We start from the raw sequence: 15,011 nt of genomic DNA, 5'->3' as shown, positions 1-15,011 counted from the left end.
TAAATTAACTAGTCAAATAGTTATATACTTGTTCAGGTAAGTCAATGCCCTTATCCATTGTTTCCACACTACGTATCTGTTCAATTTCACCAGGCACTAGTACCTGATCAAAATTTGGTGCTGTTGGCGCATCATGTAATTCATTTATCATTTGCGAGATATTTGCTTTGAATTGATCTACATCTCCAAAAATATTTGGATCTAATACATATAAATATTGTCCTAGATTACGTTTCTGTTCGTAATCACCATACATTTTTGAAATGTGAGGACCAAAAGCTGCACTTGCTAAAATTCCAGAAAGAACATCTACTACAAGTGCCATACCATATCCTTTTGGCCCTGCAAACGGTGTTAAAGATTTTACTTGGTGTGGGTCTGTAGTTGGTGCTCCTTGTGCATCAACTCCCCATGTATTTGGAATTGTCTCCCCTTTTTCACGTGCATATAGAATTTTCCCTAGCGCTACATTGCTTGTTGCCATGTCCAAAATAATCGGTTTATCGTTGGTTGGAAAACCGTAAGCAATTGGATTCGTACCAAAGTAAGGCTCTTTTCCGCCAAAAGGAACAACTGCGGAGTCCGTTTGAGAGCACATAATAGCAATTAAATTTTCACTCGTGGCTTGTTCAAGAAAATAGCCGAGTGCCCCACAATGGCTACTCTCTTGAATAATCGTTGTACATGAGCCATGTTCCTTAGCCACTTTAATGGTTTCATCCATAGCTTCCTTACAAATGACATGCCCAAAGCCATTATCCCCCTTAAAAAGAAGGTGATTTGTGCCTCTTTTTTCTACTGAAAAATGAGGGTTTTTCGTTATTCCACCTGCCTGTAAACGTGTTATATAATGCTCCACGCGCATAACACCGTGAGAACTGACACCACGTAAATCGGCATAAATCAAAACATCTGCTACTTGCGCTGCTGTTTCAGCTTCAACACCTTCAGTTGTGAATTTTTGAACTACTATTTTTTTTAATGCTGGTACAGAAATATTCATTGAAAATCCTCCCCATTATTTAAAATAGATTTGTGCTTTATTTGTGTTGTATTGTTTTGCCTCAAAGTAAGAAATAGCTTCATCGAATGCAATATGCTTCGTAACATAGCCTTTCTTTATAGCTCCTGACTGCATGTAGTTCATAACCGTCTCAAAATCTTCTAACGTAGCATTACGGCTGCTCTTCAATGTTAATTCCTTTGAATGAAATTCAGGATCATTAAATGTAATGGTTTTCTTCATTAAACCAATAAACACTAATGTGCCACTATTTTCTACGTATTGAAATGAGGATTCCATTGATTGTTGATTGCCTGTTGCATCAAAGACAACTGTAGGAAGTTCACCATTAAATTTTTCATGTAACTGCGCCATTATGTCATGGCTACCAACAATCACACCATCCGCTTCCGACCATGCCTGTCCTTCTTTTAAACGTTCTTCGTTCAAATCCATTAATACTGTTTTTGCACCGCGTAACTTAGCAAAACGTGCTGCTCCTAATCCAATTGGCCCTGCACCGATAACAAGTACTGTATCATTTTCTGTTAGTTCCGAACGACGTACTGCATGGGCACCAATAGCTAATGGTTCCACAATGGCTAATTGGTCACCTGACACAGCATTATCAGTAATTACAATACTGTCATCAACTACGATATATTCGCCCATACCACCATCCATATGTACACCTAATACTTTCAAAAATTTACAGCAGTTTGTTTGACCTCGACGACATGCAACACACTCTCCACAATGGATGTATGGAATAACTGTTGCACGATCTCCTACTTGGATGTCCTTAACTGCTTCACCGACTTCTTCCACGATAGCAGCTAGTTCGTGGCCTAACACTCGTGGATAACTAAAGAATGGTTGTTCACCTGCAAAAGCATGTGTGTCTGTTCCACATACACCAATATGCGTGATTTTTAATAAAACATCATGACTTCCTTCAATACTAGGCTTGTCTACTTCACGTTCCACCATTTGAAACGGTTCATTAATGATTAATTGTCGCATGCTATTGCCTCCAATAAACTAGTAATTGTAGATAATTGCTGAATAACCTCTACTGCATCACACTGGAAATTTTGTTCGATAAATTGTTGCATTGGCTCTGACTGACCTTGTTCAAAATAGTTATGGATTTCAGTCAGTTTTTCAATAATTTGATCAGATTCACGCACGGAAAAGCGTGTTGGATTCATTGCATATATCCCTATTGCTAAAGCTTGATAGTATATTTCTGTTTCAGCGTAAGGGGCAATACGTGTTTGCCACTTGGATAACTCATTTAATTGAATATCATATAGCTGATGCTCAATAAATGGGTTTAAAAAACGTTCAAAGACATCTTGCTGATAGTGCTCATCCACTTGGAAGCGTTGGGTAAAATCGTTTGTTACTTTTTCAATAAAGGCTCGAACACCTGCATGTGAAAATGCCTCTCTTACAGTTTTATAGTTAAAAATCTTGCCGAATGCTGAAAGCAAAATATGACTACCATTTAAAATGGCAACTTTGCGTTTTCGATACATGTCTAAATCATCAAAGACAAAAGGGAAATCATGACTTGTTGGCCAATGTTTAAATGGCTCTTTTTGGTCAATTATAAATAAGAAATACGGTTCACAAACTGTGTAAAGGGCATCCTCCCCCTGATAATCCTGTGGATAACCTGTTACAATACGGTCTACAAGTGTATTACAAAAAGTTAACGTAGCAAGCCAATCATTAAATGCTGTAGGCAACTTCCAGTCTTTAGCATGCTGTAGACAAATTGTTTTTAATGTAGAGCCATTCTGTTCTATTAATTCCAAAGGCACAATTGCCACTTGTTTTTCACCTTGAAAATGTTTGTAATATTGTTCTAGAAAGACGGTTAACTTTGCTGCATAGCTTGTTGGACAAGCCGTAGGATAAGGAATATTTTCATAATAAATCCCTGCCTCTGTTGTATTAGACACAATCATTTCTAATGTCTCAGACTGTGCGTATTGTAAAAATGTAGGCCAGTTCTCATATGGAAGAATAGTATCTTGAATAATCTTAACAGTGGTTTCTTCTTCTACGACCTCACCGTTTTTTAGCCCACGTTCCATCACAGTGAATTGCAGCTGTTGTTCTTCTAGCAGTTTAACTGTTTTTCCTCTTGCTGTTGCTGCGACAGAAACAATACTGCAAGGGACTTGTAGTTTTTCAACTGCTAGGTCAAAAAAGCCTCTGATAAAATTCCCATCACCTATTTGCATAATTTTAATAGGATGTTTCATGTCATTTATCTCCTACATCGTCACGCCATCTTTAAAAATGGCGATTTCTTTGAATCCATATTTCTCATTATTCGTTTGCACTTCACCTGAAGCTAGCGCTACTATATAATCCATAAATTCATCGACTAATACATCCATTGGCTTCCCATCCACTAACTGCCCTGCGTTAAAGTCAATCCAATTTTTTTTTCGTTCATAAAGTGGTGTGTTTGTTGAAATTTTGACTGTTGGTGTAGGTCCTCCAAAGGGTGTTCCCCTACCAGTTGAGAAAAGGACGATTTGGCAGCCTGTTGAGGCCAGTGCTGTTGTTGAAACAAGATCATTTCCTGGACCGTTTAGTAAATGTAGCCCCTTTGTTGTCATACGTTCGCCATAATCAAGCACTTCTTTTACCTCTTGAAAACCCCCTTTTTGTATACAGCCAAGTGATTTTTCTTCCAATGTTGTTATTCCACCCGCTTTATTTCCTGGAGAGGGATTTTCATAGACAGGTTGATTATATTTCATAAAATACTGTTTAAAGTCATTTACTAAATGCACAATATCCTCAAAAACAGAGGCATCTTTTGCACGTTCCATTAAAATTTGTTCAGCACCAAACATCTCTGGAACTTCCGTTAACACCGTTGCACCTCCAGCTGAGATCAACTGGTCAGAAAATACACCAATCATCGGATTAGCGGTAATGCCAGAGAAACCATCACTACCACCACATTTCAAACCAATTTTCAGTTCTGAAATAGGTAATGTTTGTCTGTCAAATGTCGTCACATAGTCAAAGGCTTTTTCAAGCAGTTGTTGACCCTCTTCCATTTCATCTGCTGATTCTTGAACATTTAAAAAGGAAACGCGTTGTTCATCATAATCACCAATTGTTTTCTTAAAGAGCTCAATATAATTGTTCTCACATCCTAGCCCTAATACAATGACTGCCCCTGCATTAGGGTGATGAATTAAATTAGCTAAGATTTTTTGTGTATACGTTAAATCATCACCAAGTTGTGAGCAACCATATGGATGAGCGAAATGCTGTACACCATCAAAATTGTCAGCCTTCAATAATTGGTTGCCTAACTTCGCCAAGTTTTCAGCTACTTTGTTAATACATCCAACCGTATTAATAATCCAAATTTCATTTCGTACACCAGCCTGACCATCTTTTCTACGATACCCCTTGAACGTGCGCTGTGCATGACGAGACTCGGCTACGGTATGTGTTTTTGGATTAAATTCATAGCTTAATTCACCCGATAAATTGGTTTTCATGTTATGGGAGTGAACCCAGCTACCTGCTAGGATTTCTTCTGTCGCATGACCAATTGGAAAACCATATTTCGTGATGTGTGCATCTTTAGAAAGAGTCTTGATGGCGATCTTATGCCCACGTAGTACTTGTTGCTGTAACGTTATTTCCTTTCCATCCAATGGAAGTAAAAAGCCTTGAGGAAGATCACTCAAGGCTATGGCAACATTGTCCATCGGATGAATTTTAATAACTGATTGATTGTTCATTTGAATCCATCCTTTCTATTTCTAAGCTATTTCTTTATGAACTATTGGTGTAACAAATTTAATAACTGCTAATGAAGCGATAACCGCTAAGCCGCCTGCAAGTAGGAAAGCTGCGGAGAATGTTCCTGTTCTGTCTACTAGGAAACCTGTTAAAGTTGGCCCAATAATACCAGCTGTGTTTGCAAGGAAGTGCATAAAGCCACCAACAGATCCAACATACTTAGATTCCACCACATCATTAATGATTGCCCAGTAAATAGCCCCTGTTAAATATAAGAAGAAAACAGAGGTAGCAACAAGCGCAACAGCACTAACTGTTGTTGTTACAATACCTGCACAGCCAATCGATACAGCTGCTAAGAATAAACATGTCACTAGAACGACTTTACGAGAGAATAAAACTCCCTTACGCATAAAGCGTTTGTAAATGAAATCTGAGACAATTCCACTCAATGCTAAACCTAGGAATCCTAAAATCCACGGAATAACCGTTACAATACTCATATCTTTTACAGCCATTCCACGAGCTTCTACTAGATAGCTTGGGAACCAAGTTAAGAAAAAGAATAGGATATAGTTATAGGCAAAGAACGAAAAGGCAGTAAATAATACTGTTGGTTGTTTTAAATAATAAGATAGACCACGACTATGATTGATATCTTCTGCTGCAATCTCTAAGTTTGCCATTGATTCTACACTGTCTTCTTTGTTTGGCTTTTCTTTCACCACTTTAAACCATACGATTGCCCAAATAAATCCAAGGATCATGATCGCAATAAATGAATATTTCCATCCATATGCTAATGCAATATAACCAACGATTGGACCTGCGATTGCACCACCAAGTGGCGTACCACTATTGGCTAGCCCTACTACAGAGGCACGTTTATCCGCAGGAAACCAGTTATTCACCATTTTATTTATGGTTGATGACAATGGCCCTTCCGCCATACCAAATACAATACGAACAATAATCAACGATGCGAACCCAACGACTAAAACCATTGCTCCACTAAATAAAGACCATACAATCATCGCTACAAATAGCGTTAACTTGGCACCAAATTTATCGGAAGCCATTCCACCTAAGAAGTTAAAAATGGCATACCCAACAGAGAAGCTACTAAAGATAATCCCTAATTGGGTTGACGTTAGATGAATATCTTCTTGAATAAATGGTGCTGCAATTGATAGTGCTGAACGATCTAAATAGTTAATGACACCCGCTAAAAATAGCATGACAATTACAACCGTTTTGCCGTCTCCAAAAATACCTTGTTGTTTCATATCATTCACCCCTAAATTTGAAATAAATCCCCTTTGTTAAACGCCTGAATAAGCCATAAATCCACCATCAACAGGAATTGTTACGCCAGTGACAAATGCTGAGTATGTATCATCAGCTAAAAATAATAAAGTTCCTAATAAATCTTGTGGTTTTCCAAAACGCTTTTGTGGTGTAGCTGTAATGATTTTTTCTGAACGTGCAGTTAATGAACCATCTTCTGTTAGCAATAAATTACGGTTTTGTTCGGTAATAAAAAATCCAGGTGCAATAGCATTAACACGTAAACCTGCTTCTGCAAAATGCACCGCCATCCATTGCGTAAAGTTATTAATCGCTGCCTTTGCCGCGCTATATGCAGGCACTTTTGTCATAGGGGCATAGGAGCTCATGGATGAAATATTAATAATTGTGCCCTTCGTTCTCAGCAATGCTTCACCAAAAACTTGGGCAGCCAAAAATGTTCCTGTAAAATTATTCGAGAATACGCTTTCAAAACCACTTGGTGTTAATTCAAAGAAATTTGGTGTAGTCGATTGTTCTTTATATACTTCATCAGCCGTAATGGCATCTGGATGATTGCCGCCCGCTCCATTAATCAGTACATCAATTTGACCATATTGCTGTAAAATTGCTTGTCTCGCTGCTATTAACGACTCTTTGTTTAAAACATCCACAGAAAAATTAATTGCTTCTCCGCCATTTTCTGTAATCGATCGGACGACTGCTTCTCCTTTTTGCGCTGTACGATTTAAAATAGCAACTCGCATACCTTGCCTAGCCAATTCCATTGCCATCTCTGAGCAAAGAACACCACTACCACCCGTTACAACAGCCACTTTATTTTGCAATGCTTCATGCACCTTACTCACCTACTTTTAAAATAACTTTACGTACTTCATTTTGGTTTTTTTCTATATATTCAAATGCTTCTTTTGCTTCATGTAATGAGAAAGTATGTGTAATTAAACCTTGATGCTGTAGTTTTCCAGCATCAACAAGCTTCACTACATTTTCAAATTGGAATGTTTGTAAACGTGAGCCTTTTATCGATAATTCCTTTTTCGTAATTGGTAGTGGGGCAAGCTCAATGGCTTCCTCTCCAAAGCTAAGGACTACTACTCTCCCAGCAACTGAAACAGCATCGATAGATTGCTTAAATGTTAGTGGAATACAAACTGCATCAATAGATACATTGACACCTACTCCATCTGTCCATTGGTTAACAGCCTCTAATAAATCTTGCTCGTTTACATTAACAACTACATCTGCACCAAGTTCTTTTGCAAATGAGAGCTTTGCTGGATCCAGATCAGAAATCATCACGCGTGCATCTATTAATTTAGCCATCTTTAAAATACAAATGCCAATCGGTCCGGCCCCTTGAATCAATAGTGTTTCACCAGCCTGTAATTCACCACGATATACTGCCTGCGCGCCAATTGTATAAGGTTCAATTAAGACTGCCTCTTCTAAAGAGGTGTGGTCTGCTACTTTATGCAATTGCTTTTCAGCTACAACAAAACGCTCACGCATGCCTCCATCTTCATGAACACCAAAAACAGAAAGTTGTTCGCAGACATTTGGTTGTCCTTTACGGCAAGCATAGCACTCACCACAATAACGAATTGGTTCGACAACAACCTTGTCACCAGCTTTTAAACCTTGTACGTCTTGACCAACCTCTAACACTCGGCCAGCAACTTCATGCCCAGGTACACGAGGCAATGTCGCTAATGGATTCGAACCATGATAAATATGCATGTCTGAGCCACAAATACCAACATATTCTGTTTGAACAAGGACATCTGTTGACTTTGTTATTACTGGTTCTGCTACGTCAATTAAAGCCATTTCAAAAGGTTTGATTACTTGTAGTGCTTTCATACATGTCACCTATTTCTTCAGATTTTCATAAGCATCCCAAAGTCCATTTAAATACATAATGCCAAGTGCTCGATCATATAAGCCGTAGCCTGGACGACATTGTTCTCCCCAAATATGACGACCATGATCTGGACGTACATAACCTTCATAGTTTTGGTCATTTAATGCACGGACAATATTTTTAATATCGATTGAGCCATCCGATGTAAAATGCGATGTTTCAAAGAAACTACCATTTTCCATAATCTTGACATTGCGGATATGAGCAAACGGAGCACGATATGCATATTTTTCAGCGATGGCTACCATATCATTTTGTGGGTCTGCTCCCATTGAACCTGAGCAGAACGTAAAGCCATTTGCCATGGAATCAGAGATTTTAATTAATTTTTCATAGCTTTCTGCTCCTGTAATAATGCGGGGTAAGCCAAAGATGGTATATGGTGGATCATCTGGATGAATTGCCATTTGAATACCTACCTCTTCCGCAACTGGTAAAATGGCTTGTAAAAAGTAAGCTAAGTTGTCCCAAAGTTTGGCTTCATCTACTTCTTTGTACTGTTCAAATAAATCTGAGAGTCGAGCTAATCGTTCTGGTTCCCATCCTGGAAGGGTTAAATCTGAAGAAGCGCTTACTTCATTCACTAGTTCTTGTGGATCTAAGTTCATGACCTTTTCCTTATCAAAATAGAGAGCCGTTGAGCCATCTTCTAATGGATGGAATAAATCTGTACGTGTCCAATCAAATACGGGCATGAAGTTATAGCAAATAACTTTGACACCCACTTCACCAAGGTTGCGAATAGATTGTTTATAGTTTTCTATATATTGATCACGTGTTGACAATCCTAATTTAATATCTTCATGGACATTGACACTTTCCACGACATCTGTATGGAATCCGAACGATTGAATATAGTCAACTTCATCTTGAATAGCCTCTTTAGTCCATACCTCTCCTGCTGGTAGGTGATGGAGTGCCCAAACAATACCTTTTACATTTGGTATTTGCTTCACATCTTCTAATTTCACTGTATCATTGCCACGACCATACCATCTAAATGTCATATTCATACGTCATTACCTCCTAGTTTGATAGATTTTCGATATATGCTTTGGCACGTTCCACTACACCTGCATAGCCATCTTTTACAAATGCTTTATTTAAATCACTTCCAATCCCAACTGCAACTGCGCCTGCTTCTAACCATTCATTCATATTAGCCAAACCAACACCACCTGTAGGCATAATTGTGATATGTGGTAGAGGCCCTTTAACGGCTTTAATAAAGTTTGGTTCAAATTGATTTCCCGGGAATAGTTTAATAATGTCACTTCCACCTTCAAGTGCTGTCACCATTTCTGTAATGGTCATACAGCCTGGTAAATATGGAATGCTATAGCGATTGCAAAGCCTTGCAATTGCAGCGTTATAGCTTGGACTAACAACAAATTTGGCACCGTTTAAAATCGCATGGCGTGCAGTTTCAACATCCAAAACTGTGCCAGCTCCAATTATTGCATCGCTATTGCGTAATGCTTTAAAAGTTTCTTCAACAAAAGGCGTTGTATACGTTATTTCGATTGCTCGAATGCCACCTGAGATAGCACCTTTTGAAATTTCCGTCGCTTCTTCAGGTGAATCCCCACGAATAACAGCTACAATTTTTGCATCTGACAACGCTTTCAAAATTTCGATTTTTTGCATTCCTGACAACTCCTAACGCTCAATTAGTTTTTCATCACCAATAAATTGCCTTAATTCTTGCAGGGATGGAAGCCCTTCATTATCTCCTTTAATTGTTGCTACCAATGCACCTGCTCCATTAGCTAAACGGAGGCGTTCTACGATATCATCACCATTTAAATAGCTATAGACATAGGCAGCATCAAATGCATCCCCTGCTCCAACTGTATCAATGGCACGAACGGAAAATGCTTCTCGATCGTACTGTTCAGTGGCTGTATAAACCGTGGCGCCTTGTTCACCTTTTTTCACAATAATTTCATCTATTTTATAACTCTCTTGAACGTCTTTCACTGTACGCCCTTCAAATAAAAGCTCAAATTCATCCTGTCCTGTTAACAGAAGATTGATAGATGGATACACTTTTTCGTATACCGCTCGGGCATCTTCTATAGTCCATAGTTTTAAACGTAAATTTGGATCAAAAGATATTGGAATATTTTTCGCCTGTGCTAAAGCAATTAATTTCAATGCAACTTCAATGTTATGTTCACATACTGCTAAATACACGCCGCTAATATGTAATAGGTCCACATCATCCAGTACTGACTCATCTATACGATCTTCTGTCAGCTCAAGTAAAGGTGATGGGTTGCGGTAGTAAAACGATTTACCTGCACCGTCTTCCCGAATCTCCTTAAAGTAGATAGACGTTGGAATATGTGGTGTTCGTAAGACATGTGATACATCAATCCCTTCACCACGCGCAAAGTTATAAATTAATTTGCCAAATTCATCGTCTCCAATACAACTAATCCATTTTGCTTCCATATCTAAACGCGTAACACCTATCGCAAAATTTAATTCTGCACCACCCACAGCTCGCTCAAAGGAAGGAACGAAACGTAGAGGACCTGTCTTAGATGGATTAAAAACGACCATTGCATCCCCAATCGTTGCAATTCGTTTATTTCTCAATATGTTCATCCCCTTCACAAGTAAAACGTTTTAGTAAAACGTTTTACTAATACTAACACGATTTTTTTTACGTTGCAACAATAATCCGATTATTTAGATTGTTAGGGTCAAATGACCATTATTGTCTTACATGCATAAAAAAACCTCGTAAAAGACAGAAAATAATCTATCCTTTTACGAGGGCAATCTATTTTATTGATAAAATGGCTTTACCTTGTAGCCGTTTTTCTCTAAATGATAGCGAATATTTTTATCGATTAGGAAGTGACCTGAACCAACAACAACAAAGTACTTACCTTCTTTTTCTTCCAGTACATTCATGATTTTCTTGGCCATTTTTTCATCACGTAGACCAAATAGCATTTCATTAAATTCAGATGATGTACCTTCCATTGCTTGGAAGCTTTTTGCAAACTCTTCAACATTTCCTTGCTTCCAGCTTGTAAACCACTCTTGAAGTACTTCAGATTGATTTTCTTCCGCTGGATGAATGATACTATCCAGTACAGCGACTAATGACTGCTCCTGTGCATCTGGTGATAATCCTTCAAACATATCAACCTGTGCTCTTGTACCTTCTAATTCAATCACTGGCTTTTGCTGCAACTGTGCATTTAATAAAAAGTAGACATCGATACCGTGCATAGCCATCTCTTGAGGTGTCATACCAAAGGAATCGTCCATAGCTAGCATCGATAATGCACTCGAAAGCATCCACGGCTTTTGAACTGTTAGCTGGTCCATTGGCAGATCATAAAGCTTTGCCACTTGTTCAAGCTTCGCATATGTTTCTGGTGCAACAGCATCTTTCAATGTTGAGCCATCTGTATACATTGCTTTCTCTGAATAGTATTCAAGTGCTTCCGTATCCAAGATATTCGCCTCTACTAGCAGTGCATCAGATTCATCAAATGCCGTTACTAATTTTTTATCGAATGGATATAAGTCTGGTGTTCCTAAATGAATAGAGCCTAATAAGTAGATAAGCGTATCCTCGTCCTCTACTACCCAGGCCACCCCTTTAGAGCCTTGCTCTGCAAGTGCATATGTACTCTGAATGAAACGAACAGCTAGCAAAACAGCCTGTTGAGTGGTTGCCTTTTTCTCTAACTGAAGTCCATTGGGAGAGCCTTGTAATATATTTTGCTCTTTCATAAATTGAACAGCATCTGTACCAACAGGTAAATCATACCGTGCTACAATATTATACAAGCGATTGACAATATCACCACGTGTATTATCGTTTTTCACACTTACTGGTTCGTATTGTTTATTTTCAGCTAAACCTAGAGAGGCAACCTTCTTTTCTGTTAAAGCTAGTAGTTCATTTACTTTGTCCACTGGAATTTCCTGAAGAAAACCATCGAAGTACCATTCAGTTGAGTAAATCCCGTATTTTTCGCCCTCATTTAATGTTTCTATTGCCCATTCGCTTATCGACGGTAATAGGGGTGTTGTTTGCTCTTCAGCATGAATCACAGGGACAACTGTCGTCAGCATTAATGAGGCACCAAGCAACGCTGCACTCGTTCGTTTCATCATCTTTTTCATCAAATTCTTTTCTCTCCCTTTTCCTATTTTATGTATAAGTATCGTATGAAATTATACCATATACTATCCAACTATTTTATAAGTAAAAGTGTAAATATTGACAAATATGTATTGACATTTCTCTATTTTGAAATAGTTATGAAGAGGTCAAATTTAATAAGACGATGACAAATTATTATGTCATCGTCTTTTTCGTTTATTAGTAGAGAAGGTTTATTGAATAAATTTAGGATCTAATATACCTAAACCACTGCCTTCAAGTTCAAACTTCACTTTTGAAACTCCATCTAAATTAACATGAACCTTTACCTTATCTTTGATTGCTCCACTATCATAAACTAATTTCCCATCTGCGTAAATTTTCATGAAACCTATTCCGAAGGAATTAGCTGCTAATTTTTTAATTGGTGCCAAATAGGTTTCGAATCCCTTGTAATTTCCATTGGCTAAGTATTCCACTGTATGGTCTTGAACTGCGCCTCCCCCATGATAACCACCAAGCTGATAGGATCGCTCAAATTTTTCACCTGTACTAATAATGACAGAGCTTGGATTGTGGAAGAAGTGGTCTTCATCACTTCCAATTTTTACATCTTTTAAAGCGATGAATTTTGGAACATCACCAATATAAACGGATTTTGTTTTCCCATCCCATGTTACTTTTTCACCTAAAGATTCAGCAATAAATCGCATTGGGACATATATCGTGCCTTGATAATTAAATCCAGATTGACCTTCTGGCGGTACTTTCTCAACCTTATCTACATAATAATTAATTGGATCCTGAAACACGCTAATCTTTTTCATGTCACTTGCTGCTTCCGTTGTTGAAAAGTAGGTAAAAGTCAAACCTCCTACTATAAAAAACCCTAAGTAACTAGTTATTATAAATAGCTTTTTCATAAAATCACTCCTTAAAATAAACATAGATATATGTAATTATACCAGAAATTTCATACAACCTTTAAAGATTTTTATATCAGGATATTTTTTAAATTTATTTGTGAGCAATTATACGGTTAATGGCAAAAACTCAATCCAATTAATGGATCGAGTTTTACTTTTTAATTATCGAATAACTTTCTTCTTAAAAATAGACGGTAGAACCTCTAATAACCGTTCACGTGTAATGGGATCACAATGATTCCATGTAAAATCTATGAAATGAGTCTTACCAGGAGCAAGCTCAATTAACGTGGCGATTTGTGGGCAGTAAGTAATCGTTAGTAATTCTTTGGGGGAAGCCAAAATAAAATTACGCTCTCCAGCATAGTGATTTATTTGATGCTGCTGAATTTCTATCCATGCTTGCCCTTGCTCGATTAGCTGCATTACCTGAGGAGTAGGACGAAAGCCAAGAGATTCATACAAGCTTGCAGCCAATCCAGTCTGACACATAACATAATATTTAGTATCTAATTTGAGATAAACAGTAGCCGTCTCCCCAGCAACATAAACATCTGCTAATTGCCTACGTACCAATCTTACTTTGTTCTCATATGTAGAAATCCACTTCTCTGCCGCTTTACTCCGTTCAAATAGTTTAGCGATATATCGTAACCGCTCAAATAGACTAAACTTGCTATTCAGTATAATAGTAGGAGCAATCGCATCTAGTTTCTGCAAATCATGTTCAGGATGAAAATAGCTAAGCAATAATAACTCTGGCTGCAGCTGTGCGATTTTATCCGGATCTACCCAATGCCCAATACTATGAATGTTCCTTAATTTATTGTGATAAACCACGTTATCTTTCATGATTGAGATGGCCGCCCCTATAGGAGGTATGCCTAGAACAAGTAATTCCCCAAGTGTAAATTTGCCATCAGTCACAATACGTGTTGCATCTTTAGGAACATGAATCTTTCTACCAAATGAATCGATAACTGTTCTTTCTGGAGTATGAAGTTGAATGTTTGCATATTCACGTGGGGTGTTTCCGGTTAATTTATGAAAGCATCGACTAAAATAATATTCATCCTTAAACCCAATTTGTCGAGCTATTTTTCTCAATGGCTCAGTTGAATTACTTAGAATTTTTTTTGCCTGGTTTATACGTACATGAGTCAAATAATCCGTCGGCTTTTTACCGGTCAATATTTTAAACTTTTGACTATATTGCCATCTTACCATTCCAGCCATGTTAGCTAATTGTTCAACTGTCAAGTCCTCATCATAGTGCTGTTCTATGTACTGTACAGTTTGTTGAACCAATTTTGTCTTTTCTTCGTGCTGTAACTGGTTAGCTTGTTCATCTAACTGAACCATCATAGCTAGTATTTGCTGAAGTCTACCTTGCAACATGGCCATTTCTAATGTGGATAGAGAGGAACAAAATTGATTATTGTTCGATGCTTCATTTCCTAATACCTGCTTGACTTGAGAAAACAACAGATGATAGGGATAACCATGAAGCAGGGGTGGATGAGCAATTCGGTTCAAAGTCATTCCTTCTACTTCAAAGGTTTCAAAGGTAAAGCGAGCAAGCTGTGCCTCTTTGTTACTTGACTCTACCGTGTAGCTTTGTATAGGCAAAATGAGCGTACAGCTTCCTTGTCGTAGATCGATTGCCATTTTGTCTACATACAGTCGTATGGCAGGACTGAGTGCTATCAATAATGTGCATAAATTTGTTTCATGATTATTTATTCCCTCATTATGGCTAGTAGCTGACATTAATCGATCAACTTGAAATCGATCATAGTGTTGTAGTCTAATATATAAGGATGTCAGATTCATAAGCAACTCTCCAAACACTGAAAATGATTCTCATTATCATAATTGTAACATATAATGACCCACTATCGATTGTTCGAGTATGTGCTATTTAGA

At 37.9% G+C, this 15,011-nt stretch carries 13 protein-coding genes; all 13 read right to left on the bottom strand.

Annotated elements, in window-relative coordinates:
• Positions 1 to 4 precede the first annotated feature (4 nt).
• On the bottom strand, positions 5 to 1,003 hold the full coding sequence (gene allD / locus ACMGGO_RS00275; RefSeq protein ID WP_066037927.1) for an ureidoglycolate dehydrogenase: 999 nt from the start codon (positions 1,001 to 1,003) through the stop codon (positions 5 to 7).
• 15 nt (positions 1,004 to 1,018) lie between these two features.
• Complete coding sequence (locus ACMGGO_RS00270) at positions 1,019 to 2,026, bottom strand: zinc-binding alcohol dehydrogenase family protein (protein WP_066037926.1); 1,008 nt, start codon at positions 2,024 to 2,026, stop codon at positions 1,019 to 1,021.
• Positions 2,014 to 3,279, bottom strand: a complete 1,266-nt coding sequence (locus tag ACMGGO_RS00265) for a hypothetical protein (RefSeq protein ID WP_066037925.1) — start codon at positions 3,277 to 3,279, stop codon at positions 2,014 to 2,016. Before ACMGGO_RS00265 ends, ACMGGO_RS00270 begins: the two co-directional genes overlap by 13 nt.
• A 12-nt stretch (positions 3,280 to 3,291) precedes the next feature.
• Positions 3,292 to 4,791 carry a UxaA family hydrolase gene (locus tag ACMGGO_RS00260; protein ID WP_420281489.1) on the bottom strand — a complete coding sequence of 500 codons (1,500 nt, stop codon included), beginning with the start codon at positions 4,789 to 4,791 and terminating at the stop codon, positions 3,292 to 3,294.
• Between the two features lie 21 nt (positions 4,792 to 4,812).
• Positions 4,813 to 6,078, bottom strand: a complete 1,266-nt coding sequence (locus ACMGGO_RS00255) for an MFS transporter (protein ID WP_112116856.1) — start codon at positions 6,076 to 6,078, stop codon at positions 4,813 to 4,815.
• Positions 6,079 to 6,114: 36 nt separating this feature from the next.
• On the bottom strand, positions 6,115 to 6,948 hold the full coding sequence (locus ACMGGO_RS00250; protein ID WP_048393957.1) for an SDR family oxidoreductase: 834 nt from the start codon (positions 6,946 to 6,948) through the stop codon (positions 6,115 to 6,117).
• Positions 6,941 to 7,963, bottom strand: coding sequence for a zinc-binding alcohol dehydrogenase family protein (locus tag ACMGGO_RS00245; RefSeq protein ID WP_048393955.1), 1,023 nt, complete (start codon positions 7,961 to 7,963; stop codon positions 6,941 to 6,943). Before ACMGGO_RS00245 ends, ACMGGO_RS00250 begins: the two co-directional genes overlap by 8 nt.
• Positions 7,964 to 7,972: 9 nt before the next feature.
• Positions 7,973 to 9,037: a mannonate dehydratase gene (gene uxuA, locus ACMGGO_RS00240; RefSeq protein ID WP_048393954.1), complete on the bottom strand. Its 1,065-nt coding sequence runs from the start codon at positions 9,035 to 9,037 to the stop codon at positions 7,973 to 7,975.
• Between the two features lie 13 nt (positions 9,038 to 9,050).
• Complete coding sequence (locus tag ACMGGO_RS00235) at positions 9,051 to 9,671, bottom strand: bifunctional 2-keto-4-hydroxyglutarate aldolase/2-keto-3-deoxy-6-phosphogluconate aldolase (RefSeq protein ID WP_048393953.1); 621 nt, start codon at positions 9,669 to 9,671, stop codon at positions 9,051 to 9,053.
• A gap of 12 nt (positions 9,672 to 9,683) precedes the next feature.
• Complete coding sequence (locus ACMGGO_RS00230) at positions 9,684 to 10,637, bottom strand: sugar kinase (protein WP_269898009.1); 954 nt, start codon at positions 10,635 to 10,637, stop codon at positions 9,684 to 9,686.
• 183 nt (positions 10,638 to 10,820) lie between these two features.
• A complete protein-coding gene (locus ACMGGO_RS00225; RefSeq protein ID WP_420282311.1) occupies positions 10,821 to 12,179 on the bottom strand; it encodes a TraB/GumN family protein in 1,359 nt (452 codons plus the stop codon).
• Between the two features lie 213 nt (positions 12,180 to 12,392).
• Positions 12,393 to 13,082: a stalk domain-containing protein gene (locus ACMGGO_RS00220; protein WP_420281488.1), complete on the bottom strand. Its 690-nt coding sequence runs from the start codon at positions 13,080 to 13,082 to the stop codon at positions 12,393 to 12,395.
• A gap of 165 nt (positions 13,083 to 13,247) precedes the next feature.
• Positions 13,248 to 14,918, bottom strand: coding sequence for a helix-turn-helix domain-containing protein (locus ACMGGO_RS00215; RefSeq protein WP_315059520.1), 1,671 nt, complete (start codon positions 14,916 to 14,918; stop codon positions 13,248 to 13,250).
• Positions 14,919 to 15,011 lie beyond the last annotated feature (93 nt).

It is taken from the genome of Lysinibacillus sp. BNK-21, assembly GCF_048684915.1.
Classification (GTDB): domain Bacteria; phylum Bacillota; class Bacilli; order Bacillales_A; family Planococcaceae; genus Lysinibacillus; species Lysinibacillus capsici.
Note: the sequence above shows the minus strand (reverse complement) of the source record. Positions and strands in the feature narration are given on the sequence as shown.